The 24326-nt window shown below is 67.8% G+C and carries 16 protein-coding genes and 1 pseudogene; 13 read left to right on the top strand and 4 right to left on the bottom strand.

The window, feature by feature from the left end; translation table 11 throughout:
- Positions 1-17: 17 nt before the first annotated feature.
- Together CFB47_RS29780 and CFB47_RS29775 are read right to left on the bottom strand one after the other, a co-directional pair.
- Complete coding sequence (locus tag CFB47_RS29780; protein ID WP_223274286.1) at positions 18-440, bottom strand: curli assembly protein CsgF; 423 nt, start codon at positions 438-440, stop codon at positions 18-20.
- A gap of 45 nt (positions 441-485) precedes the next feature.
- The gene (locus tag CFB47_RS29775) at positions 486-1091 is read right to left on the bottom strand and encodes a CsgE family curli-type amyloid fiber assembly protein (RefSeq protein WP_089463158.1); all 606 of its coding nucleotides are present in this window, start codon (positions 1089-1091) and stop codon (positions 486-488) included.
- Positions 1092-1680: 589 nt separating this feature from the next.
- Between CFB47_RS29775 and CFB47_RS29765 the strand changes: the two genes are divergently transcribed.
- From CFB47_RS29765 to CFB47_RS29740, 6 genes are all read left to right on the top strand, one after another.
- On the top strand, positions 1681-3639 hold the full coding sequence (locus CFB47_RS29765) for an arylsulfatase (protein WP_089463156.1): 1959 nt from the start codon (positions 1681-1683) through the stop codon (positions 3637-3639).
- A 16-nt stretch (positions 3640-3655) separates the two neighbouring features.
- A complete protein-coding gene (locus tag CFB47_RS29760) occupies positions 3656-4705 on the top strand; it encodes a formylglycine-generating enzyme family protein (protein ID WP_089463155.1) in 1050 nt (349 codons plus the stop codon).
- Complete coding sequence (locus CFB47_RS29755; RefSeq protein WP_089463154.1) at positions 4702-5511, top strand: MetQ/NlpA family lipoprotein; 810 nt, start codon at positions 4702-4704, stop codon at positions 5509-5511. The genes CFB47_RS29760 and CFB47_RS29755 overlap by 4 nt, the downstream gene beginning before the upstream one ends.
- Complete coding sequence (locus CFB47_RS29750; RefSeq protein WP_089463153.1) at positions 5505-6491, top strand: YkgJ family cysteine cluster protein; 987 nt, start codon at positions 5505-5507, stop codon at positions 6489-6491. Before CFB47_RS29755 ends, CFB47_RS29750 begins: the two co-directional genes overlap by 7 nt.
- Before the next feature lie 65 nt (positions 6492-6556).
- Positions 6557-6883, top strand: a complete 327-nt coding sequence (locus CFB47_RS29745) for an antibiotic biosynthesis monooxygenase (RefSeq protein WP_089443247.1) — start codon at positions 6557-6559, stop codon at positions 6881-6883.
- Between the two features lie 197 nt (positions 6884-7080).
- On the top strand, positions 7081-8781 hold the full coding sequence (locus tag CFB47_RS29740; protein ID WP_089463152.1) for a hypothetical protein: 1701 nt from the start codon (positions 7081-7083) through the stop codon (positions 8779-8781).
- A 147-nt stretch (positions 8782-8928) separates the two neighbouring features.
- On the opposite strand, the gene CFB47_RS29735 is transcribed toward CFB47_RS29740, so the two are convergent.
- The gene (locus CFB47_RS29735; protein WP_089457624.1) at positions 8929-9861 is read right to left on the bottom strand and encodes a LysR family transcriptional regulator; all 933 of its coding nucleotides are present in this window, start codon (positions 9859-9861) and stop codon (positions 8929-8931) included.
- A 204-nt stretch (positions 9862-10065) separates the two neighbouring features.
- Here CFB47_RS29735 and CFB47_RS29730 point away from each other — a divergent pair, with 204 nt between their 5' ends.
- The 4 genes from CFB47_RS29730 (at position 10066) to pdeR (ending at position 18569) form a co-directional block, all read left to right on the top strand.
- A complete protein-coding gene (locus tag CFB47_RS29730; RefSeq protein WP_089457625.1) occupies positions 10066-10839 on the top strand; it encodes a putative hydro-lyase in 774 nt (257 codons plus the stop codon).
- Between the two features lie 91 nt (positions 10840-10930).
- Positions 10931-12229 carry an MFS transporter gene (locus tag CFB47_RS29725; RefSeq protein ID WP_089457626.1) on the top strand — a complete coding sequence of 433 codons (1299 nt, stop codon included), beginning with the start codon at positions 10931-10933 and terminating at the stop codon, positions 12227-12229.
- Between the two features lie 122 nt (positions 12230-12351).
- Positions 12352-16002, top strand: coding sequence for a hydantoinase B/oxoprolinase family protein (locus CFB47_RS29720; RefSeq protein ID WP_089463151.1), 3651 nt, complete (start codon positions 12352-12354; stop codon positions 16000-16002).
- A gap of 563 nt (positions 16003-16565) precedes the next feature.
- On the top strand, positions 16566-18569 hold the full coding sequence (gene pdeR / locus CFB47_RS29715; protein WP_089443239.1) for a cyclic di-GMP phosphodiesterase: 2004 nt from the start codon (positions 16566-16568) through the stop codon (positions 18567-18569).
- A gap of 48 nt (positions 18570-18617) precedes the next feature.
- On the opposite strand, the gene CFB47_RS29710 is transcribed toward pdeR, so the two are convergent.
- Positions 18618-19481 carry a crotonase/enoyl-CoA hydratase family protein gene (locus tag CFB47_RS29710; RefSeq protein ID WP_089443238.1) on the bottom strand — a complete coding sequence of 288 codons (864 nt, stop codon included), beginning with the start codon at positions 19479-19481 and terminating at the stop codon, positions 18618-18620.
- A gap of 489 nt (positions 19482-19970) precedes the next feature.
- Between CFB47_RS29710 and CFB47_RS29705 the strand changes: the two genes are divergently transcribed.
- The 3 genes and pseudogenes from CFB47_RS29705 to CFB47_RS29695 all read left to right on the top strand — a co-directional run bounded on the left by CFB47_RS29705 (position 19971) and on the right by CFB47_RS29695 (position 24293).
- Positions 19971-21941, top strand: coding sequence for an APC family permease (locus CFB47_RS29705; protein WP_089463150.1), 1971 nt, complete (start codon positions 19971-19973; stop codon positions 21939-21941).
- Between the two features lie 6 nt (positions 21942-21947).
- A pseudogene (locus CFB47_RS29700) lies at positions 21948-22238 on the top strand (DUF1840 family protein); the annotation flags it as partial.
- A 150-nt stretch (positions 22239-22388) separates the two neighbouring features.
- Complete coding sequence (locus CFB47_RS29695) at positions 22389-24293, top strand: DUF3857 domain-containing protein (protein WP_089463586.1); 1905 nt, start codon at positions 22389-22391, stop codon at positions 24291-24293.
- Positions 24294-24326 lie beyond the last annotated feature (33 nt).

The following is a 24326-nucleotide window of genomic DNA, read 5'->3' as shown; positions in this document are numbered from 1 at the left end:
CTCAGTCGTTTTTTGATTTATTGGCCGTTGCTGACGATGAACGTCGAGGTCGCACCCGTCGTCTTGTCGGTGGTCGTCACTTGCAGGTTGCCGTTGCCGGCCGCACTCACGACGATCGTGAAGTTGCCCGTGCTGATCGTCCCCGGCTTGAGCTCGCCGTTGGTGCCGACGATCGAGTTCGTCACCGAGCCGGCGACGCGCGACAGGATCGCCTGTTGCAGCTGCGCATTGAACTGGTCGAGCGATGACGTGGACGTCGGCGATGAAAAGGCCGACAGCGACGGATCCGTGTGCTTGTTCTGCGCGTTGGCCTCGTTGAGCAGATTGGGGCCGTTTGCCGGGTTGCCGCCGAAATTCGGGTTGTTCGGCTGATAAACCAGCGTCGACGACCACGCATACGGCGACACCGCGGTCATCGCGACCAGGGCGATCAAGCTCAATCTGATTCGATTCATTTTCCCCAACCCCCGTTTTTGATTAATCGATTAAATTTCGTCTTTGGCCAGATCCGAATCGGGAAACAGCAAATTCGAAAGATCGTCCTGAATGACGGTCTGAAAGGAAATGCCGGCGGCGCTTTCGGCCACGGCCTTGACGTTTGCCCGTGCGATCGGCAGGAAAGTCTGGAATACGCGCTTTTGCTGGAATTCGACCCAGATCAGGCTGCCGTAACGCCCGGACGGGCGTTCGTGAATGGCGACCATGTAGCGCTCGCTCAGCGGGATTTCCGACCACGTCTGCGAGAAGTAGGTATAGAAATCGCGGCCGGCGAGCGTCACGGCATCGGTCGTGACCGTGCCGCCGAGCTGGTCTTCCGGCAGGGCGTGGCGGGTGGCGGCCCGGGCGCCCGCCGATGCGGCGCCGGCGGCCGGCTTCGCCGCGGCCGGGCCCGCGCCGGGCGTGGGCTTCGGGGCTTCAAGGACGCGTTCGGCGTTCAGCAGCGTCGAGGGCGGCGCAATCGGATGCCCGCCGTTTACCGCCGCGGACGGCGGTGCGTCGACGGTGTCTTGTGCCTGCGTGCGCGCCGTCGCGAATAGCGACAGGCACGTCACGGCCCCCCAGGCCAATCGCCTCCTTGCGCTCGATACCATTTCCCCGACCCCGGAATCATTTGTACGAAATAAGGCCCCGCCCGATTTTCGGGTTATTCGTTCCTGGTGGAACGCGGCACATGGTGGGGGGAGTCAGCAAGAGGCATGCCTGCCGTTGTTTTAAACGGTATATTTTGTTAAGTCGTTATTCGTCTAATTTTTGAGTTGCATATTTTCGTCACGTAAAACGTTTGCGAGTTCGATATTCATTAACAAGCTTTCTTTTATAAATAGAGCATTACAGTTTAATCAGACGATATTTTCTAAAAATCGTGATTTAAAAATTCCTGGCGATGCAGAGGCGGAGAAAACGTAACGTATTGCTACGGGTTCGGCCGTAACGACACGACGTAACGTCCCGTTACGCACGTGAAATCGTCCGACGAAAGCGCGGGTTCCGGTGCTCGCGACGATTCCCGCGCGCCGGTTTCGGCGCGCATCGCGCTCGCGCACATGTGTGTGCGCTGATGTCGGGCATTCTGTTTGCGCGCATATTCCGTCACCCCGTTAGCATGTGACGAATCGGACTTTGGTTGCCGCGTACGCGACGCTAAGATCGCCGATCCCGTAGATCGAGCGTTCCAGAACAATGAAAAAGTCCGCGTCGCCGTTGCATGCTTTTCGTTTCCGTGTCGTCTGCGCCGCGATTGCCGGCGCGATGTCGCTCGCGTCGTGCGGCGGCGTCGACAGCGATACGCCGTCGTCCCCGACGAACACCACGCCGCCGCTGGCCGCGAAACGCCCGAACATCCTGTACATCATGGCCGACGATCTCGGCTATTCCGACATCCATGCATTCGGCGGCGAGATCAACACGCCGAACCTCGACGCGCTCGTCGCGTCGGGCCGCATCCTGTCGAACCATCACACGGGCACCGTCTGCGCGATCACGCGCGCGATGCTGGTGTCCGGCACCGACCACCATCTCGTCGGCGAAGGCACGATGGGCGTGCCGACCGACGAACGGCGCGGGCTGCCAGGCTACGAGGGCTACCTGAATGACCGTGCGTTGTCGTTCGCACAACTATTGAAGGATGCCGGCTACCACACGTACATCGCGGGCAAGTGGCACATCGGCTCGGGGATCGTCGGCAGTGCGACGGGCAGCGGGCAGACGCCCGACCAGTGGGGCTTCGAGCGCAGCTACGTGCTGCTCGGCGGCGCGGCGACGAATCACTTCGCGCACGAGCCGGCCGGCTCGTCGAACTACACGGAAGACGGCCGCTACGTGCAGCCAGGTCAGCCCGGGCAGCCGGGCGGCACGGGCGGCAGCCCGGCCGTGTTCTATTCGACCGATTTCTATACGCAGAAGCTGATCTCGTACATCGATTCGAACCAGCGCGACGGCAAGCCGTTCTTCGCGTACGCGGCCTATACGTCGCCGCACTGGCCGCTGCAGGTGCCCGAGCCATGGCTGCACAAGTACGCGGGCGTGTATGACGCCGGCTACGATGCGATCCGCAACGCGCGGATCGCGCGGCAGAAGGCGCTCGGCCTGATCCCCGCCGATTTCAAGCCGTTCGACGGCCTGCCTGAAACCACGGCGGCATCGCCCGCGACCGCGAACAACGGCACGGCCGCCGCGAAATACATCAGCGCGGTGCATTCGGCCGCGGACGGCTACAGCGACTACGGCCCCGGCAAGGTCGACAAGCTGTGGTCGAGCCTGTCGCCGGCCGAGCGCAAGGCTCAGGCGCGCTACATGGAGATCTATGCGGGGATGGTCGAGAACCTCGACTACAACATCGGCCTGCTGATCCAGCACCTGAAGGACATCGGCGAGTACGACAACACGTTCATCATGTTCCAGTCGGACAACGGCGCGGAAGGCTGGCCGATCGATTCGGGCGCCGACCCGACGGCGACCGATACCGCGAACGGGCAGGACCCGATCTACTCGACGCTTGGCACCGACAACGGCAAGCAGAACGCGCAGCGCCTGCAGTACGGGTTGCGCTGGGCCGAAGTGAGCGCGTCGCCGTTCCGGCTCACGAAGGGCTATTCGGCCGAAGGCGGCGTTTCGACGCCGACGATCGTGCGCCTGCCGGGCCAGACGCAGCAGTTGCCGACGCTGCGCGCGTTCACGCACGTGACCGACAACACGGCGACGTTCCTCGCGGTCGCGGGCGTCACGCCGCCGTCGCAGCCGGCGCCGCCGCTCGTCAACACGCTGACGGGCGTCGACCAGAACAAGGGCAAGGTCGTCTACAACAACCGCTACGTGTATCCGGTCACCGGCCAGTCGCTGCTGCCGGTGCTGACGGGCACGGCGACGGGCGAGGTGCATACCGCGCCGTTCGGCGACGAAGCATACGGCCGCGCGTACCTGCGCAGCGCCGACGGCCGCTGGAAGGCGTTGTGGACCGAGCCGCCGCTCGGGCCGCTCGACGGTCACTGGCAACTGTACGACCTCGCGGCGGATCGCGGCGAGACGACCGACGTGTCCGCGCAGAATCCGTCGGTGGTCAGCACGCTCGTCGACCAGTGGAAGACCTACATGAGCAACGTCGGCGGCGTCGAGCCGCTGCGTCCGCGCGGCTACTACTGAAGCCGGGAGCGACACGATGCGGTTCCGGTTCTGGACGATCGGCGCGGCGCTGGCCGTCACGCTGTTCGCCGCCGCGTTCGCGGCCGGCTATGCGAATCCCGTCGCGCCGGCGGGCGGCGCCTTCGACGACGCGAATCGCGGCCGCGCGCTCGCGCCGCTCGGCTCGGAGCGGCAGTGCGCGCGCTATTCGGGGCTGCCGGCCGGATGGCGCGACGACCCGAAAGCCGGGATGGTGCACCTGCGCGGCGGCGCGTTCGTGTTCGGCAGCACGCGCGGCTATGCGGACGAGCGCCCGGCGGGCGACGGTCGCACGCGCGTCGGCGGGTTCTGGATCGACCAGACCGACGTGACGATCGCGCAGTTCGCCGCGTTCGTGCAGGCGACCGGCTACGTGACCGAGGCCGAGCAGCAGGACGGGGCGGCCGTGTTCCATGTGCCGACGCGCGACGAGATGAACACGCGCGATCTTGCCTGGTGGTCGTGGGTGAAGGGCGCATCGTGGCGTCATCCGCACGGGCCGGGTAGCGGCATCGACGGGCTCGGCAACCTGCCCGTCACGCTCGTCACGCAGCGCGATGCGCTCGCGTATGCGCGCTGGCTCGGCCGCGACCTGCCGACCGAAGCCGAATGGGAATACGCGGGCAAGGCCGGCCGCGACGACGCAGCGCTCGACGCGGCGCCGCGCGATGCGCAGGGCAAGCCGGCCGCGAACTACTGGCAGGGCGTGTTCCCGGTGCTCGATACGGCCGAGGACGGCCATGCGGGGCTCGCGCCCGTCGGCTGCTACGCGGCGAACGGGTTCCGGCTCTACGACATGATCGGCAATGCGTGGGAATGGACCAAGGACGCATACACGGGCCCGCATCAGTCGCATACGAACGGCGACACGGCGGCCGTCGCGCCGCCGACGCGGAAGCACGATACGCCGATGGTCATCAAGGGCGGCTCGTTCCTGTGCTCGCGCGACTACTGCGTGCGCTATCGCGCGTCGTCGCGCGAACAGCAGGAAGCCGATCTCGGCGCGTCGCATATCGGGTTTCGCACGATTCTGAGGGATGCGTCATGAAGCGCGTCATGGTTTGCGTGGGCGCGTGGCTGATGGCGGCGTGCGCAGTCGTTCATTCGGGTTTGACCGTGGCCGCCGAATCGGCCGCACCGGCGGTGCGCGTCGGCGTGACGCGCGGCGTGCATGCGCAGATCCTCGGCGAAGTGAAGCGGGTCGCCGCATCGCGAGGATTCGGCATTGACGTCGTCGAATTCGACGATGCATCGCGCATCGACGCGGCGCTGGCCGACGGCCGGATCGACGCAGCCAGTTTCGAGGATGCACATCAGCTTGCGGCGACGCGCGCGCAGAAACGCTACGCGCTGGCCGAAGTCGCGCCGACCGTCACGCTGCCGATGGCGCTCTATTCACGCAAGCTGAAGAACCTGAACGAACTGCAGCCCGGTGCGACGGTCGCGATTCCCGCCGATCCGCGCGGGATGGCGCGCGCGCTCGTGCTGCTGCAGAACGACACGCTGGTGACGCTGCGCGAGCGGGCCGGCCTGCATGCGACGCTGCGCGACGTGACCGGCAACCGGCTCGGGCTGAAGCTCGTCGCGCTGCGGCGCGATCGCCTTTATGCTGCGCTCGACACGGCCGCGTTCGTCGCGATCGACAGCGACGATGCCGCGCGTGCCGGGCTGCAACCCGCACGCGACAGCATCAGCCTCGAGGATGCGCGCTCGCCGTATGCGAACGTGCTGACGGTGCGCGAGGCCGATCGCGCGAAGCCGTGGGTCACGCAGCTCGTCGCCGCGTATCACTCGGACGACGTCGCGCGCTTCATCCTCACGCGCTACCAGGATTCGGTGCGGCGGCCGTGGTAGACACCTGGCTGCTCGCGTGCAACGCCTGCGGACGCTGCTGCAACAGCGCGCCGACGCTGTCGTTGCGCGAACTGTTCCGGCACGGGCACCGCTTCGTCGGTGCGCTGACGATCCGTCGCGTGCCGACGCGGCGAACCGGCGAGCGCTGGCGTGCGGGCGGCCGCGAGCACGCGCTCGATGCGGACGACGTCGCGGCTTCCGATGCGCTGTCGGCGCGGTTGTTTCATCGCAGCGGCGGCGCGGGGAGCGAATGGATCGCGCTGACGCTGCAGGGCTACGACTATCCGTCGCTCGGCCGTTGCGCGGCGCTGGCCGACGACGGGCGCTGCAGCGTGCATGCGGACAAGCCGTCGATCTGCCGCGCGGTGCCGCTCGATCCGATGCTGCCCGACCGCTTGCAGTCGCGCGTGCTGGCCGCGCGGCGCGACGATGCCGGATGGCTCGGCGCGAACTGCATCGTCGAAACGGCGAGCGCGCAATCTTCCGTTGAATCGTCATTCCCGATTCCGCTGGTGACGGCCGGAGAGGTCGCGGACCGCGCGGCGCTCGACGCGTATCGCGATGCGCTCGTGTTCGAGCGCGCGGTGTGGCGGGATGCGGTGTTCGCATCGTTGACCGATGGCGGGCAGGACGTACGTCATGCCCTGTCGCGGCTTGCGCCCGGCGGCTACCTGACCGTGTCGATCGTGCCGGTGCTGCTGGCCGTTGCGTCGATATCCGCGCATTGCCGCGTGCTGTGTCAGACCTTCATCGACGCGCAACTTGCATTGATCGGCATGAACATCGAAGCAGCCCTCGCGCGCCGTCACGCCGACGACCGGCCCGCGACGCGCGAGTTGCGCGGCTTCGCGCAGGCGCTTGAACGGGCACGGCACGCCCTGGCCGCGATGCCGGTGCCCGCGGCCGGCGTGCGTGACGACGCCCCACGCATCGACGCGTGGCTCGCCGATCGGCCCGACTTCGATACGCTCGCTGCGTAACGACGGCGGCCTGCCGCACCTGCCTTACAATCGGCGCTCTTTCAATCGCTTTCGATGGAGCGGGCATGTACGCGTCGACCTTCATTTTCCGCGCCGGGCAATACGACGACGAATTCCACCGGCTCGACCGGCAGATCGCCGACATGGCGCGCGCGACGCCCGGCTATCTCGGCGAGGAGACGTGGGAGAACGCCGCATCGGGGCTGATCCAGAACGTCTATTACTGGGAGTCGGAGGCGGCGCTGCAGCAACTGATGCAGCACCCGGCGCACCTCGAGGCGAAGACGAAACAGGCGCGCTGGCTGGACGGCTATCGCGTCGTGATTTCGAAAGTGTTGCGCGAGTATGGCGACGGCAAGCTCGCGCAGCCGCATGCGGGGCAGTCCGCCTGAATGGCTGTCTGATTCATTTCTTTCGCATTACGGATCAATAACAAGGCGCCACACTCGGCAGCCCGTGTTTTCACGCGGGTTTCCGCAGGATCGCGTGCAATCAATTCTTCATCAAGCATGGCTAAGGTGGCGGGGCTTCACGTCGTCAGTCTGTCCACCCACAACGTCCTCACTCGCTGTCGTACGGAGCCTTGTCCATGCCGAATCTCGCCTTGTCCGCGAAGCGCCGCCGCGCGCTGCGCGATCGTACCGTTCCCGTCTTTGCACTCACGCTGATCGCCGCGAGCATCGGCGCGCACGCTGCTCCGCACGACAACGACGGCGACAGCCGTTTCGAGCCGGGTTTCGTGCCGGGCTTCCTGGTTCTCAGCCGCAGCGTGTACGACAACGTGTCGAGCAACGTCCAGCCCGGCGCGATCCTGCCGCCGAACTGCGCGAAGACCACCGGCGGGTGCGGTGCGGCATCCGGCGCGCCGAACGACGGCACCTATCCGACCGTGTGGAACAATGACCGCTACGACGGCAGCTTCGGCATCACGTCGCGCATCTTCCTCGACCAGATCACGCCGGCCGGCGGTGTCGTCAGCACGCTCGAAGTGCCGAACAGCCTGCAGAAAGGCTTCGCGCACGACCAGATGGTGACGAGCTTCAGCTCGAAGTCGGAACTCGGCCTGCACCTGTCGCTCGACGGCCGCTACCTGACGTTCATGGGTTACGTTGCGCCGGTCAATGCGATCGACGTGTCGAACTCGAACACGCCGCTCGCGGTCGACACGACCAACCCGGACGGGCAGAACTTCTATCGCGCGATCGCGCGCATCGATCGCCACGGGCATTTCCGCTTCACCGAGACGAACGCGTACAGCGGCAACAACGGCCGCGCGGCGATCCTGAACAATCGCGACGGCCGCGAGATCTACTACACGTCGGGCAACGCCGGTAACGGCGCGAACCCGCAGCCGCAGAACGTGATCCTCGGCGCGGGCGCGCAGCTCATCGACGGCGCGAAGCATCACGAAGCGCAGCAGGATCCGGGCGTGCCGACGCCGCTCGCGAGCTTCTCGGTCACGGAGCTCGGCGCGAAGGCCGACAAGATCGGCAAGGACGACAACTTCCGCGGCATCGCGGTGCACGACAACGTCGTGTACTACACGAAGGGCAGCGGCGGCAACGGCGTGAACACCGTGTACTTCGTCGATACGACCGGCACCGCGTGCCCGTCGGGCGTCGGCGTGCCGTCGCCGAAGGCCGTGCTGCCGACGGCGCCGCTTGCATACAACGCCGCCACTGTGCAAACGGCTGGCCTGCCGAACAACATGTGCGTGCTGGCCGGCTTCCCGAGCACGCCGAACAAGACCGCGACGACGCTTGCCTATCCGTTCGGGATCTGGTTCGCCGACGCGAACACGCTGTATGTCGCGGACGAAGGCGACGGCTACACGGGCGGCGCGGACCTGTACACGCACGCCGCCGCGCAGACGACGGCGGGCCTGCAGAAGTGGGTCTACGACGCGGGTGCGAAGCAGTGGAAGCTCGCGTACACGCTGCAGAACGGGTTGAACCTCGGCCAGCCGTATTCGGTTGCCGGCTACCCGGCGGGCAACAATTCGGCGACGGGCCTGCCGTGGGCGCCGGCGACGGCCGGCCTGCGCAACCTGACGGGCCGCGTCGAGCGCGACGGCACGGTGACGATCTGGGCGATTACGTCGACCGTCAGCGGCAACGGCGACGTCGGTGCGGATCCGAACCGGTTGGTGGCCGTGCGTGACGTGTTGAAGAACACGAGTGCGGCCACGGCTGCGCATGAGCAATTCGCGGTGCTGCGGACTGCGAAGTTTGCGGAAGTGCTGCGGGGGATCGAGTTCGCGCCGGGGACGGATACGGGGCGGTGGCACTGAAGCAGGAGACCCCCCCGGCTGATTGATGCCGGGTGACAGGGGCACGGTCACGCGTTTGTGTGGCCGTGCCCTTCGACTTCGCCGTGGTACGGATTCAGCCGGCGCGTTGCGGGATGCCCGGCCTTGCCTCCACCGGCCCGCACCGCATCAAAGCGCCTCAACCAGCAACCGCTTGCTCTTCTCGCAATACTCGTGACACGCTGCCCGCGCCGCAATCGACGCGCCATGCACGAACCGCGGCGCATCGGCCCGCCGCGACATCGACACGACGATCGACGGCGGCGACGGCTGCAGCGGTAACTCGACGACTTCACCACTTTCGATCAACGCGTCGACGAACAGCACCGGAATCGCCGCCACGCCAAACCCGTCGCGCACGAGCTGCACGATCACCGAGATCGACGGCGACCCGGTGATGCGCGTGTCCGACAACGGCACGCCATGCGCATGCGCGAGCGTGCGGACGATATCTTCGAGCGCACGATGCGGCGCCGTACCGCGCCCGTAGGTGAGAATCGGCTGCCGCAGCACCTGCCTGGCGAGCCCCGTGCGCGTATTCGGCAGCAGCCCCGCGCGCGCGATCCAGCGCACCGGATAGTTCGCGAGCGCATCGCACACGACCGACGCCTCGTCGCTGCCTTCCACGCGGATGATCAGGTCGAGTTCGCCGGCCATCAGCCGGCGCTGCAGCACGACGCTGACGTCGACGGTCAGGTCGATCTCGAGCTGCGGATAGTCGGCCGCCAGCCGCCGCATGTAGTGCGGCAGCCAGCTGTGCACGACGGTCTCGATCACGCCGAGCCGCAGCTTGCCGCGCAGCGGGCGCTCGCCGGAGGCCGCGGCCTGCAGCTCCTGCGTCGCCTCGACCACCGCCTTCGCATAGCCGAGCAGGTATTCGCCGTTCGGCGTGAGCCGGAATTCGCGGCTGTCGCGGTCGACGAGTACCGTCTGCAGTTCGTCCTCGAGCGCCTTCAGGCGCTGCGAGATCGCGGCCGGCGTTGCGTGCAGCGCGGCGGCCGTCGTGCGGAAGTTGCGCAGCTTCGCGAGCGTGACGAAGGTTTCGAGAAAACGCGTGTTCATGGCGGTCGGACGGAGGGTGAGCGCGCACTTTGCCGGTGAGGAAAAGTGAACGGAGCCGGGGAAAACCCCGAGATCTGTTAAGAAATTCTATACACGAAGCGCAAAAAAACTCGTTGGCGACAAAATTTTTTCTTTTCTACTCTTCGCTGTACCGATGACACGCCACCGTCATCCCGACGACACACCGATCTGCGACAGAACCTCATGACCCCTTCCGAATTCCGCCAGTCCGTGCGCCACGGCGCGTTCCGCGGCCCGACCGCCGGCCACTGCGGGCCGTACGCGCAAGCGAACCTCGCGATCCTGCCCGAGGCGTATGCGCACGATTTCCTGCGCTTCTGCCAGGCGAACCCGAAAGCCTGCCCGCTGCTGGGCGTCGGCGAACCGGGCGCGTTCCGGGTCGACGTGCTCGGCGAGGATCTCGACATCCGCACCGACGTGCCGAGCTACAACGTCTACCGCGACGGCCGCCTGACCGAACGCGTCGAATCGCTGGAAGCGCTGTGGTGCGATGATTTCGTCGTGTTCGCGATCGGCTGCTCGTTCTCGTTCGAGGACATGCTGGCCCGCGAAGGCATCGGCCTGCGCCATGTGGAGGAGGGGCGCAACGTGCCGATGTACCGCACGTCGATTCCGAATCGCCGCGCGGGAATCTTCGGCGGCCAGCTCGTCGTGTCGATGCGGCCGATGCGCGGCGCCGACGCGATCCGCGCGGTGCAGATCACGAGCCGGTTTCCGGGCGTGCACGGCGCGCCGATCCATCTCGGCGATCCGCGCGAGCTGGGCATCGCCGACCTGAACGCCCCCGAATTCGGCGACGCGGTGACGATCCGCGACGGCGAGCTGCCGGTGTTCTGGGCGTGCGGCGTGACGCCGCAAACCGCGCTGATGGACGCGAAGCTGCCGATCGCGATCGCGCATACGCCCGGCCACATGCTAATGACCGACATCACGAACGCGTCGCTGGCCGTATTTTGAGCCGGGGCGATGACCCGCACGACGCACCCGCACGACACACCCCCGCACGCACGATCGCCATTCGACGGCGCATAACGACAGGAGCACCACCATGGAAAGCAAGACCCTCGCGGCGCACGCCGCGGAGCCCGCGAGCCCCGAGCGCAGCGGCCTGTTCTCGTGGTACGGGGACGCGCAGCCGCGCGAGCGCCGCGCGTTCTGGAGCTGCAAGGTCGGCTACATGCTCGACGGGATGGACACGCAGATGCTGTCGTTCGTGATCCCGACGCTCGTCGCGACCTGGGGCATCTCGCTCGCCGACGCGGGCTTCATCGGCACGATCACGCTGCTCGCATCGGCGGCCGGCGGCTGGATCGCCGGCATCCTGTCCGACCGGATCGGCCGCGTGCGCACGCTGCAGCTCACCGTGCTGTGGTTCGCCGTGTTCACCGCGCTGTGCGGGCTCGCGCAGAACTACCACCAGTTGCTCGCGGCGCGCGCGCTGATGGGCTTCGGCTTCGGCGGCGAATGGACGGCCGGTGCGGTGCTGATCGGCGAAGTGATCCGCGCGCGCGACCGCGGCAAGGCGGTCGGCCTCGTGCAGTCGGGCTGGGCGATCGGCTGGGGGCTGTGCGCGCTGCTGTATGCGCTGCTGTTCTCGGTGCTGCCGGCCGAGCAGGCGTGGCGCGCGCTGTTCCTCGTCGGCCTCGCGCCCGCGCTGCTGGTCGTCGCGATCCGCCGCTACGTGAAGGAGCCGGACGTTTACGAGAAGGAGAAGGCCGCGCAGGCGAAAGTGGCCGATGCGCCGCGCCTCACCGAGATCTTCGCGCCGAAGCTGATCACGACGACGCTGCGCGCGGCGCTGCTGACGACGGGCGCGCAGGGCGGCTACTACGCGATCACGACGTGGCTGCCGACCTTCCTGAAGACCGAGCGGCACCTCACGGTGATGGGCACCGGCGGCTATCTCGCGATGATCATCTTCGGCTCGTGGGTCGGCTACCTGACGAGCGCGTACCTGACCGACCGGCTGGGCCGCAAGCCGAACTTCATCCTGTTCGCGGTCGGCTCGATGGTGATCGCGTTCGCGTACACGTCGCTGAACCTGACCAACGCGTCGATGCTGTGGCTCGGCTTCCCGCTCGGCTTCTTCGCATCGGGCATCTTCTCGGGGATGGGCGCGTTCCTCACCGAACTGTTCCCGACCCGCGTGCGCGGCTCCGGCCAGGGCTTCTGCTACAACGTGGGCCGCGCGATCGGTGCGCTGTTCCCGTTCCTGATCGGCGCGCTGTCCAAGCAATACGGGCTCGGCACGAGCATCGGCCTGTTCGCGGTCGCCGCGTACGGCGTGGTGATCGTCGCCGCGCTGACGCTGCCCGAGACCCGCGGCCGCGAACTCGACGCCGCGTAAGCGGCAAGGGCGGCCCGCCCTTCGTTTTTTCTTCCCCTTTGACCGACCCCGTGACACGGTGCGCGACGCGCGCCGTGCGGCGGCGCTCGTCCCTCGACTCAACGACGCATCGACCCGACATCATGACTGACCGACACCTTTCCTCCGTTCCGTCCGACGCCGCACGCTGGCAATTCTGGATCGACCGCGGCGGCACCTTCACCGACATCGTCGCGCGCCGGCCCGACGGCACGCTCGTCACGCACAAGCTGCTGTCGGAGAACCCCGAGCAGTACCGCGACGCGGCCGTGGCCGGCATTCGCCACCTGCTCGGCCTCGCGGCCGGCGAGCCGATCACGCCCGAGCGCGTCGACATGGTGAAAATGGGCACGACGGTCGCGACCAACGCGCTGCTCGAACGCAAGGGCGAACGCACCGCGCTCGCGACGACGCGCGGCTTTCGCGACGTGCTGCGCATCGCGTACCAGAACCGGCCGCGCCTGTTCGACCTCGACATCGTGCTGCCCGATGCGCTGTACGAGACCGTCGTCGAGATCGACGAGCGCATCGGCGCGCACGGCGAGGTGGTCGTGCCGCTCGACGTTCAGGGTGCCGAAGCGTCGCTGCGCCGCGTGTTCGACTCGGGCGTGCGTGCGCTCGCGATCGTGCTGATCCATGGCTATCGCTACACCGCGCACGAACGCATGCTGGCCGAACTCGCGCGTCGTATCGGCTTCACGCAGGTGTCGGTGTCGCACGAGGTGTCGCCGTTGATGAAGATGGTGTCGCGCGGCGATACGACCGTCGTCGATGCCTACCTGTCGCCGATCCTGCGCCGCTACGTCGAGCAGGTCGCGCACGAGATGCCGGGCGTGAACCTGCAGTTCATGCAGAGCAGCGGCGGGCTGACGCGCGCCGATGCGTTCCAGGGCAAGGACGCGATCCTGTCGGGCCCGGCCGGCGGGATCGTCGGGATGGTGCGCGCCGCGCAGGCGGCCGGCTTCGAGCGCGTGATCGGCTTCGACATGGGCGGCACGTCGACCGACGTGTCGCACTACCACGGCGAATTCGAGCGCGTGTTCGAGACGCAGGTGGCCGGTGTGCGGATGCGCGCGCCGATGATGAGCATCCATACGGTGGCCGCGGGCGGCGGCTCGGTGCTCGGCTTCGACGGCGCGCGGCTGCGCGTGGGGCCGGAATCGGCCGGCGCGAACCCGGGGCCGGCCGCCTACCGGCGCGGCGGCCCGCTGACGGTGACCGACTGCAACGTGATGCTCGGCAAGATCCAGCCCGATCATTTCCCGCGCGTGTTCGGCCCGCATGCCGACGAACCGCTCGACCGCGACGGCGTGGTCGCGAAGTTCGCGGCGCTCGCCGACGAGATCCACGCGGCGACCGGGCGGCGCGAGACGCCCGAGGCGCTCGCCGAAGGCTTCCTGGAAATCGCGATCGGCAGCATGGCGAACGCGATCAAGAAGATTTCCGTGCAGCGCGGCCACGACGTGTCGCGCTACGTGCTGACGACGTTCGGCGGCGCGGGCGGCCAGCACGCGTGCGGCGTGGCCGATGCGCTCGGCATGACGCAGGTGTTCGCGCATCCGCTGGCGGGCGTGCTGTCCGCATACGGGATGGGCCTCGCCGACCAGACCGCGATGCGCGAGCGCGCGGTCGAGGCCGTGTTGTCCGACGATTCGCTGCCGGCGCTGAATGCCGCGCTCGACCGGCTGGCCGACGAGGCCGTCGGCGCGCTGCTCGAACAGGGCGTGCCGCCGGAGCGGATCGCGACCGAGCGGCGCGTGCACCTGCGCTACCAGGGCACCGATTCGGCGCTCGACGTGCCGGCCGGCAGCGTCGCCGAGATGCAGCACGCGTTCGAGGCCGCGTACCGGCAGCGCTACGCGTTCCTGATGCCCGGCACGCCGCTCGTCGCCGAGCTCGCGTCGGTCGAGGCGATCGGCCGCTCCGACGCGCCGGTGGAGATCGCACCGCTCGCGCCGCGCCACGCGGGCGACGGCGACGATGCCGTGCTGCGCGCCCATTCCGCGGTGCGCTTTCATTCCGGCGGCCAATGGCACGACGCGGCGCTCTACGTGCGCGACACGCTGCGGGCCGGCGACGCGATCGACGGCCCCGCGATCGTCGCGGAGCAGAACGGCACGACCGTCGTCGAGCCTGGCTGGCGTGCGCAGATGACCGCGCAGGGCAACCTCGTGCTGACGCGCACGACGCCGCTGCCGACGCGCCGCTCGCTCGGCACCGACGCCGACCCGGTGCGGCTCGAGATCTTCAACAACCTGTTCATGTCGATCGCCGAGCAGATGGGGCTGCGGCTGCAGAACACCGCGTACTCGGTAAACATCAAGGAACGCCTCGACTTCTCGTGCGCGATCTTCGACGGCGACGGCAACCTGATCGCGAACGCACCGCACATGCCCGTGCACCTCGGCTCGATGGGCGAGAGCATCCGCACGGTGATCGAGCGCAACCGCGGCCGCATGCGCGACGGCGACGTGTTCATGCTGAACGACCCGTATCACGGCGGCACGCACCTGCCGGACGTGACGGTCATCACGCCGGTGTTCGCGGACGGTTCGGACACGCCGCTGTTCTACGTCGGCTCGCGCGGCCACCACGCGGACATCGGCGGCACGACGCCGGGCTCGATGCCGCCCGATTCGACCCACATCGACGAGGAGGGCGTGCTGATCGACAACTGGCAGCTCGTGTCGGCCGGCACGCTGCGCGACGCGGACACCCGTGCGCTGCTCGCATCGGGCCGCTACCCGGCGCGCAACGTCGAGCAGAACATGGCCGACCTGCGCGCGCAGGTCGCCGCGAACCAGAAGGGTGTCGACGAGTTGCGCCGGATGGTCGCGCAGTTCGGCCGCGATGTCGTGCTCGCGTTCATGGGGCACGTGCAGGACAACGCGGAAGAAGCCGTGCGGCGCGTGATCGGCGCGCTGCAGGACGGCGCGTACCGCTACCCGCTCGACAACGGTGCGGAGATTCGCGTCGCGATCCGCGTCGACCGGGCGGCGCGGCGCGCGGAAATCGACTTCACGGGCACGTCCGCGCAGCTCGACAACAACTTCAACGCGCCGAAGGCCGTGTGCATGGCCGCCGTGCTGTACGTGTTCCGTACGCTGGTCGGCGACGACATCCCGCTGAACGCCGGCTGCCTGAAACCGCTCACGGTGATCGTGCCCGCGCGCTCGATGCTGAACCCCGAGTATCCGGCGGCGGTCGTGTCGGGCAACGTCGAGACGTCGTCGGCGATCACCAACGCGCTGTACGGCGCGCTCGGCTGCGTCGCGTCGAGCCAGGGAACGATGAACAACTTCACATTCGGCAACGATCAGTACCAGTACTACGAGACGATTGCGGGCGGCAGCGGCGCCGGTGACGGGTTCGCGGGCGTCGGCGCGGTGCAGACGCACATGACGAACTCGCGGCTCACCGATCCCGAGGTGCTCGAATGGCGCTACCCGGTGCGGCTCGACTCGCACCGGATCCGCGCCGGGTCGGGTGGCGCCGGGCGCTGGCGCGGCGGCGACGGCGCGGTGCGGCGGATCCGCTTCCTGGCGCCGATGACCGCGTCGATCCTGTCGAACAACCGGATCCACGCGCCGTTCGGCGCGGCGGGCGGCGAGGCCGGCGCGCTCGGCCGCAACACGATCGAGCGCGCGGACGGCACGGTCGAGGCGCTCGACCATATCGCCCGCGCGCAGATGGCGCCGGGCGATGTATTCGTCGTCGAAACCCCGGGCGGCGGCGGCTACGGCGCGGCGGGCTGAGCCGGGCAGCCGGTGCCGGCGCGCTGCGCCGGTGCTCGATCGACATTGCAACGGACTGTGGAATAAATCCGCGCATTAACGCACCCAAGGAATCAAATTCGACGGAAAGTCGGGTCGCCGGAGGGCGATCCGACCCTTTCGTTGCGGTCGCGTCATCGCGCACTCCCCGAATGGTGGAATCCGCCGCAAACGCCCGCCCGGCGGGGCACTCAGCCCAGCCGCCGGGCCCGCTTCGCGGCGCCGCCACGCTCATTGAGCCGGTTTCCCATCATGAAAAATCCGGCTTGCCAATCGAGTCCCAATTCCTTGACACTCTGCTCTAAATGTGAGTGCCAATCCTGATCGTCATTTGATAAGATGGCTCTCATCATTCGTTAGGCAGCACCTGCGCGCATGACGCGCGAACGCCGGGTCGCATTAGCGGGAAACAAGTACGGGACGAGGCCCATCATCACGGCACTTACGGCCGCCCTGCCGGGCGCGCATCACGCGCGGCCCGGCAGGGCGGCCGGCCGGCTCGCCTCCGTCTACACTGTGCGTTTTTTCTGGATCGGGGCGTCTCCATGGATGACGAAAACGATAGCGCGGTGCTCGAGGCGCACGTCGGTACGCGCAGCCCCTGCTGGCGTCTCGGCAGCGACAGCAATGCACTCGAACTGGCGGCCGTCCGCGGCCTGACCAACGTGGCCGTCGCGCTGACGGTCGAACAGGCCGCGTGCATCCGCGCGCTGACCGGGGTCACGTCGCACCTGGTGCTCGACATCACGCTGTTCGGCGAGCCGGTCAAGCTCCACCTCGTCGGCCGCAAGGTCGACACGACTAACTGGGCCGGCACGGCGTCCGCCTATTCCGATGCCGAGTCCGTCGCGGGCGATCTCGCGCACGGGCTCGCATTCGCCGAGCAGGTCGTGTCTGAAGTGAATTCGCTCGTGGTGATCCTCGACCGCAACGGGATGGTGCAGCGCTTCAACCGCCTGTGCGAGGAAGTGACGGGCAAGCGCGAGGTCGACGTGATCGGCCGCAGCGCGTTCGAGCTGTTCATGACCCCCGAGCAGGGCGCGCAGTCGCGCAGCAACATCACGGGATTTTTCGCGAGCAACCATTCGTTCGCGGTCGAGCGCTACATCAACACGGTCAACGGGCCGCGCCTGTTCCAGTTCCGCAACAAGTTCGTGCAGAGCGGCAGCGGCGTCGACGAGCAGTTCCTGATCTGCTCGGGCATCGACATCACCGAGGAGCGTAGCGCGCAGCAGCGGCTCATCGAGCTCGCGAACACCGACGTGCTGACCGGCCTGCCGAACCGCCATGCGATCAACGAGCGCATCCACGCGGCGATCGCCGCCGAGACCGCCGCGACGCGCGGGCAGGTCGGCATCCTGTTCCTCGATCTCGACAACTTCAAGCGCGTCAACGATCACTACGGGCACATCACCGGCGACCGGTTGCTGCAGGACGTGTCGGCGATCATCAGCGGCTGCCTGCCGTCCGGCGCGACGCTCGCGCGGCTCGGCGGCGACGAATTCCTCGTGCTGTTCGAGCACGGTACGCGGCCGCTGCTCGAAGCGACCGCGCAGATCATTCTCGAGCGGCTGCGCACGCCGATTCATCTCGGACTGATGGAGGTCTACACGAGCTGCTCGATCGGTATCGCGATGCATCCGCAGCACGGCGATTCGCTCGAGACGCTGATCCGCAGCGCCGATACCGCGATGTACGTCGCGAAGGAAGAGGGCAAGCATACGTATCGCGTGTTCTCGCTGGAGATGAACCAGAAGGTCGCGAAGTACATGTGGCTCGACACGAACCTGCGCAAGGCGCTCGAAGAGGAGCAGTTCGTGCTGCACTACCAGCCGGTCGTCGATATCGCGACCGGCGACGTGCACGGCGTCGAGGCGCTGATCCGCTGGCAGTCGCCCGATCGCGGGCTCGTCGCGCCGGTCGAGTTCATCCGCTTCGCGGAGGAGTCGGGCCTGATCGCGCCGCTCGGGCGCTGGGTGATGCGTACCGCGGCCGCGCAGGCCGCTGCGTGGAAGGCGAAGGGGCTCGGCATCCGGATCGCGGTGAACGTGTCCGCCCGGCAGTTGCAGGACATGAACATCGTGCACCAGCTCGCGTCGATCCTCGACGCCGCGGGGCTCAAGCCCGGCCTGCTCGACATCGAGCTGACCGAGAGCTGCTTCATCGAGGACGAGGATGCGGCCAACGGGCTGATGCGACAGTTCCGCCAGCTCGGCGCGCAGATCCATCTCGACGATTTCGGCACCGGCTATTCGTCGCTGTCGCAGTTGTCGCGCCTGCCGCTCGACGCGATCAAGCTCGACCGCACCTTCATCACGGGCATCGACCGCAATCCGCGCTCGCAGGCGCTGGTGCGCTCGGTCGTGTCGCTCGCGAAGGCGCTGAATTTCGCGGTGGTCGCCGAAGGCGTCGAAACGCATGCGGAAGCCGAATTCCTCAAGCAGCTCGACGTCGATCATGCGCAGGGCTACTACTACGCCCGCCCGATGCCGGCCCAGGCGTTCGAGGCGTGGCTCGCGGAGACGAGGAAGCTCAGGCTGATCGCCTGAGCCTCGTTCACGAACGGGCGCCGCCGCTCGCCGGCGGCGCCCGTCGCATTACACCGTGCGCAGCTTCGACACGCGCCGGTTCTGCAGCATCACGAGGCGTTCCATGTACGCGAGATCCTTCGGCTCGATCGTGAACGCCGCATGCACCCAGGCTTCCGTGATGTCCATCAGCTCGGAGCGCGTCAGCTGGAACACCCGCTCGCGCGCGCGCAGCATCGCGCGCACGCCGTTCAGCTTCGGCTTCGTCACGTCGATGAAGGTGCGCGTCGCGAGATACGCGTCGCCCGCGTCGAACGTCTGGTCGACCAGCCCGCGATCCTCGTACCACTCGGACGCGTGCGCTTCACCGGTCGAGATCAGTTGCTCCGCAATGCCCCGGTCGGCCTTGCGCGCGACCAGCGAATAGCCGCCCATGCCCGGGAACAGGTTGAACGCGATCTCGGGAAACCCGAGCTTCACGCCCTTCTGCGCGAGCACGTAGTGATGCGCGAGCGCGGCCTCGAAGCCGCCGCCGAGCGCGCTGCCCTCGACCATCGCGATCGAGATCGCCCCGGTGCCGAAGCCCGTGTAGATCTCGTACACGCCGTCGATGCACGAGCGTGCATAGGCCATCAGCAGGTCGCGCTTGCCGCTGCGGATCGCGTCGACGAAAAAGCTCAGGTCGCCGCCGACGTTGAACAGCTCGGGGACGAGCGAGCCCGTCACCCAGAAGTCGAACGGCAGGCCCGAATCGCGTGCGACGCGTGCGAGATGGATGATGTCGGTAACGAGTTGCTGGTTGAAGCACGGCCGCGGCTCCGATCGCAGCATCATCCACATGACATTGCGTCCCTCCTCATAAAAGGCAGTCAGTTGCGTCAGTTCGCCGGCTTCATAGAACGGGCGGCACGCGGGATGGGATTGGAGTTGCATGGTATGTCCTCGTGAGATGTGGTTTTTGAAAACCGTCGCGCCCGGTGCCGAGCGGGAGACGGGTTTCCCGCAGGGCGCCGGGCGCGAGGCATCGCCATTGTTGCGCGCGCACAAAAGTCGAATTGCGAGGAACCACGCACGACCGGGACGCGGGGGGCGGTCGCATCGGCATGGGCGGGGAAGGGGGCGGCGCGCACCGCCGGCCGCTTTCGGGTGAACCTGGGCGGCGCGTCGGCCGGTGCGCCGGACGGGGCCGGCAGGCATGCGAACGCGGCCGGAAAGGGAGCCGTGCAGGTTCGCCGCGTTGCGCGAATGCGTGTAAACAGCCGATCCGGCGCGCGGCCGCCGGCGTTGTCCGCTTACATGCTGAAAGCGGTGCCGGGCCGCCGTGCGGCCCCTATGGAAGATGCGGACTGGCGCCGCGCCCGTGCGTCGATTAGCTTTAAAGGATCACGCCGCGCGTCGCGCCAGGCGTGCCGGGAGGGGACCATGACCACGTTCCAGAAAGTGTGGCAGTTGCTCGTCGGAAAGCCGCTCGACCCGCTCGATCCGCGTACGCGGCATGCGATCGCCGTCACGCCGCTGCTGGCCTGGGTCGGGCTCGGCGCCGACGGGCTGTCGTCGTCGTGCTACGGCCCGGAGGAGGCGTTTCTCGCGCTCGGCCAGCACCATGCGCTCGCGCTGTTCCTCGCGCTCGCGACGGCGGCGACCGTGTTCATCATCGCGCTCGGCTACAACCAGGTGATCGAGCTGTTCCCGACCGGCGGCGGCGGCTACCGCGTCGCGACGTCGCTGCTCGGCTCGAAACCGGGGCTGGTATCCGGCGCGGCGCTGCTGGTCGACTACGTGCTGACCGTCGCGACGTCGCTCGCGAGCGGCGTCGACGCATTGTTCAGCCTGCTGCCGGTGAGCGCGCAGGCGTTCAAGCTCACGACCGAGATCGTGCTGATCCTGATGATGACGGGGCTCAACTTCCGCGGGATGCGCGAATCGATCATGGTGCTGCTGCCGATCTTCATCGGCTTCGTGATCCTGCACTTCGGGCTGATCGTGTACGGCGTCGCCGTGCACGGCAGCAGCCTCGCGATGGTGGTGCCCGACGCCGTGCACGAAGCGCACGGCATGTCGCAGTCGCTCGGCCTGTTCGTGCTGCTCGCGCTGCTGATGCGCGCGTTCTCGCTCGGCGGCGGGACTTATACGGGCCTCGAGGCGGTGTCGAACAACGTGAACATGCTCGCCGATCCGCGCGTGCCGAACGGCAAGGTGACGATGTGGTACATGTCGACGTCGCTCGCGTTCACGGCCGGCGGCATCATCCTGCTGTACATGCTGTGGCACGCACGGCCCGTCGACGGCCAGACGCTCAACGCGGTCGTGTTCGGCAGCGTAATCGACCATCTCGGGCTCGGCTCGGCCTTCGCGCGCCACGCGTTGCTCGCGGCCGTGCTCGCGTTCGAGGCCGGGCTGCTGCTGGTCGGCGCGCAGACCGGCTTCCTCGACGGCCCGGCCGTGCTGTCGAACATGGCATCGGATTCGTGGGTGCCGCGCCATTTCCGCGACCTGTCGGGGCGCCTCGTGCGGCAGAACGGCATCATCGTCGTCGGGCTGTCGAGCCTGCTGATCCTCTTGTGGACGCACGGCAACGTCGACGTGCTCGTCGTGCTGTACAGCATCAACGTGTTCCTCACGTTCAGCCTGTCGCTGCTCGGGCTGTGCACGTACTGGTGGCGCCATCGCAGCCAGCAGGGCTGGTTCAAGCACTTCTTCCTGTCGGCGCTCGGGCTGAGCGTGACGGCGACCGTGCTCGTCATCACGCTGATCGAGAAGTTCACGGCCGGCGGCTGGCTCACGGTGCTCGTGACGAGCGCGGTGATCGCGCTGTGCTTCATGATCAACCGCCACTACGCCTATACGCGCGCGCAGCTCGCGAAGGAAGACGCGCTGTTCTCGGGCAAGGCACCCGAAGTCGACGAGGCCACCGCGCCGGGCAAGCCCGACCCGTCGCAGCCGACGGCCGTGCTGCTGGTCGGCAAGCATCGCGGCGCGAGCATGCACGCGCTGCTGTGGGTCAACCGGCTGTTTCCCGGGCACTTCCGCAACGTGATCTTCCTCGCGGTCGGTGAAGTCGACGCGAAGGCGTACGACGGTCACGAGCATCTCGAACGGCTGCGCCACACGATCACCGAATCGCTCGACTACTATGTCGCGCACTGCCGCCGCCACGGCATCGCGGCCGACTACCGGATCGCGTTCGGCACGAACCCCGTCGTCGAGTTCATGAACCTGGCTTCGTCGACGCTCGACGAATACCCGAACGCGGTGTGCTTCGCGAGCAAGCTGATCTTCCGGCGCGTGAATTTCCTCACGGCCTGGCTGCACAACCAGACGCCCGTCGAGCTGCAGGCGCGGCTGCACGTCGAGGGCAAGCAGATGGTGTTGCTGCCGATGAACGTCGGGTAGCGGGGCATGTCGCCCGAGACTGCGGGCGACGCAGACCTTACCGTTACGTGCCATTCAGGGGCCTCCGCCGCACCCGATATCGCGATGCTGCTCGATCTGGCGCAGTATCTGCCGGGGCTGGGCGGCAAGGGGCCGGACGTTCGCCGCGTGATTTCCACCGACGCGCTGCCGGGTGCGATCGCGCGGCTCGAAGAGGCCATCAGCGACGATGCGGCGCGCGAACGCGCACACGAGCATTCGACGCAGGCGCTGCGCGACGACCCGTCGCCGCATCGCGCGCAGGCTCGCCGCCGCGCGGCTTGACGGTCGCCGGCACGTCACCCACACTGGTTCGCACGACGGGCATGCGGCGTGTGAGCTGTCATGTGTGCGTCATGCGGATCGAACCATCCGCGCCGGCGCACCGCCCTGGCGCCCGGCAATGAACGCCCGGAGTGCTTCGACGTGATGCATTTTCCTTCCGGATGGGCCGGCCGGCTGCTCGCCTGCGCGATCGCGCTCGGCGTTGGCGCGGCCATGGCCGATGTGCGCGACGACGGCAACACGCTCGACACGGCCGGCGGCGCGCCCGTCACGATCGTCAGCGATGTCCACGAATTCGTGATCCAGCACGACGGCTCGCTCGACGAGCACGACGATTCGACGCTGCGCGCGAACGACGCGAACGGCATCGATGCCATCGCGCAGCGCTACGTGTGGTTCGACAAGAATCTCGAGAAGGTGGACCTGCTCGCGGCCGAGACGATCGGCCGCGACGGCGTTGCGCACCCGGTCGGCGCGGACGGCATCCGCGACGTGCAGGAGCCGCGCTCGGCCGGCGCGCCGACGTTCCAGGACGGGCTGCTGCGCACCGTCGTGTTTCCTGGCGTCGAAGCCGGATCGAGCACGCGCGTGGCGTTCCGCAAGACCCGCACGAAGCCGGTCAACCGCGGCTACTTCGGCTATACCGTGGAGCCGTCGCGCGAGCCGGTCGACAACCAGCGGCTGATCTTCGACGTGCCGGCCGACATGCCGCTGTATGCGGATGCGCGCGGCTACGTCGCGCTGCCGCCGGTCACCGCGAACGGCCGCACGCGCTACGAATTCGACTACCGGCACGGCCCGTACGACCGCATCGAAAGCGGCGCGGTCGGCTACGCGACCTACGGCGACCGGCTCGTCGTGTCGACGCTGCCTGACTACGCGGCGTTCGCCGCGCGCTACCGCAACGCGGCCGTCGATCCGGGCGCGGACGATCCGGCCGTCGCGCAGCTGGCGCGCACGCTCACCGCGGGTGTCGCCGATCCGCACGACCAGGCGCGCATCCTGTACGACTGGGTACAGGCGAACATCCGCTACGTCGGGCTGTTTCTCGGCGAAACGGCCGCCGCGCCGCATCGCGTGACCGACATCCTGCGCAACCGCTACGGCGACTGCAAGGATCATGTCGCGCTGTTCGGCGCGCTGCTCGCGGCGGTCGGCATCCGCAGCGAGCCGGTGCTGCTCAATCTCGGGTCCGTCTACACGCTGCCGTCGGTGCCCGGCTACGGCGGCGGGGCGATCAATCACGCGATCACGTGGCTGCCCGATCTTGCGCGCTACGCGGACACGACGACGGCCGGCATCGCATTCGGCTATCTGCCGCCGATCGTGATGGACCGTCCCGCGCTGCTGGTCGATACGGGCGTGCTGTCGCGTACGCCGGCCACGCAACCGCGCGGCCGCGTCGCGCGGGTGGAGATCGATGCGGCGGGGCCGGGCGCCGCGCGTTTTCATGCGTTCGTCGAGGACGACGGCTGGACGGCCGAACTCGAACGCAACCTGTTTCGCCGCGCGACGCCCGACTCCGTCGCCCAGCTCGCGAACAACCGGCTGCGGCAAAGCGGCCTGCGCGGCCGCGCGCAGCTGTCGACCAGCGACCGGCGCGTGACCGACGGGCCATTCGACGTGACGATGTCGGGCACGCTCGATCATTTCGTGTGGCCTGACGGCACGACCGCGTTGCCCGCGCTGTCGAGCCTGACGGGCGGCATCGCGACGCAGGTCGAGAACTGGCTCGCCGAGCCCGTGCGCACGCAGCCGTGGGGCTGCATCGGCGGCACGTTCGACGAGACCGGCCAGATCGCGCTGCCGGCCGACGTCGCGGTGACCGACCTGCCGGCCGATACGGCCGTCCACGACCGCTTCGTCGACTTCACGTCGCATTACGTATTCGACGCGGCCGCGCGCGTCGTGCAGGTCACGCGGCGGATGACCGCGGATTTCGGCCGTCAGGTGTGTACGGCGGACGAATTCACGGCGCTGCGCGCGTCGCTCGAACGCATCGAACGCGACACGCAGGCACAGATCGTCGTGCGGGCGAACGGGCGTTGAACGGGCAGGGAAGGTGACCGCATCGATGCGATC

This window comes from Burkholderia sp. AU27893 (assembly GCF_002223205.1).
Lineage (GTDB): Bacteria > Pseudomonadota > Gammaproteobacteria > Burkholderiales > Burkholderiaceae > Burkholderia.
Note: the sequence above shows the minus strand (reverse complement) of the source record. Positions and strands in the feature narration are given on the sequence as shown.

Bases quoted from the DNA above. Each gene is read 5' to 3' on its own strand.
- CFB47_RS29775 (WP_089463158.1), bottom strand. From the start codon at position 1,091: ATGGTATCGAGCGCAAGGAGGCGATTGGCCTGGGGGGCCGTGACGTGC.
- CFB47_RS29765 (WP_089463156.1), top strand. From the start codon at position 1,681: ATGAAAAAGTCCGCGTCGCCGTTGCATGCTTTTCGTTTCCGTGTCGTC.
- CFB47_RS29760 (WP_089463155.1), top strand. From the start codon at position 3,656: ATGCGGTTCCGGTTCTGGACGATCGGCGCGGCGCTGGCCGTCACGCTG.
- CFB47_RS29755 (WP_089463154.1), top strand. From the start codon at position 4,702: ATGAAGCGCGTCATGGTTTGCGTGGGCGCGTGGCTGATGGCGGCGTGC.
- CFB47_RS29745 (WP_089443247.1), top strand. From the start codon at position 6,557: ATGTACGCGTCGACCTTCATTTTCCGCGCCGGGCAATACGACGACGAA.
- CFB47_RS29740 (WP_089463152.1), top strand. From the start codon at position 7,081: ATGCCGAATCTCGCCTTGTCCGCGAAGCGCCGCCGCGCGCTGCGCGAT.
- CFB47_RS29735 (WP_089457624.1), bottom strand. From the start codon at position 9,861: ATGAACACGCGTTTTCTCGAAACCTTCGTCACGCTCGCGAAGCTGCGC.
- CFB47_RS29730 (WP_089457625.1), top strand. From the start codon at position 10,066: ATGACCCCTTCCGAATTCCGCCAGTCCGTGCGCCACGGCGCGTTCCGC.
- CFB47_RS29725 (WP_089457626.1), top strand. From the start codon at position 10,931: ATGGAAAGCAAGACCCTCGCGGCGCACGCCGCGGAGCCCGCGAGCCCC.
- CFB47_RS29720 (WP_089463151.1), top strand. From the start codon at position 12,352: ATGACTGACCGACACCTTTCCTCCGTTCCGTCCGACGCCGCACGCTGG.
- pdeR (WP_089443239.1), top strand. From the start codon at position 16,566: ATGGATGACGAAAACGATAGCGCGGTGCTCGAGGCGCACGTCGGTACG.
- CFB47_RS29710 (WP_089443238.1), bottom strand. From the start codon at position 19,481: ATGCAACTCCAATCCCATCCCGCGTGCCGCCCGTTCTATGAAGCCGGC.
- CFB47_RS29705 (WP_089463150.1), top strand. From the start codon at position 19,971: ATGACCACGTTCCAGAAAGTGTGGCAGTTGCTCGTCGGAAAGCCGCTC.
- CFB47_RS29695 (WP_089463586.1), top strand. From the start codon at position 22,389: ATGCATTTTCCTTCCGGATGGGCCGGCCGGCTGCTCGCCTGCGCGATC.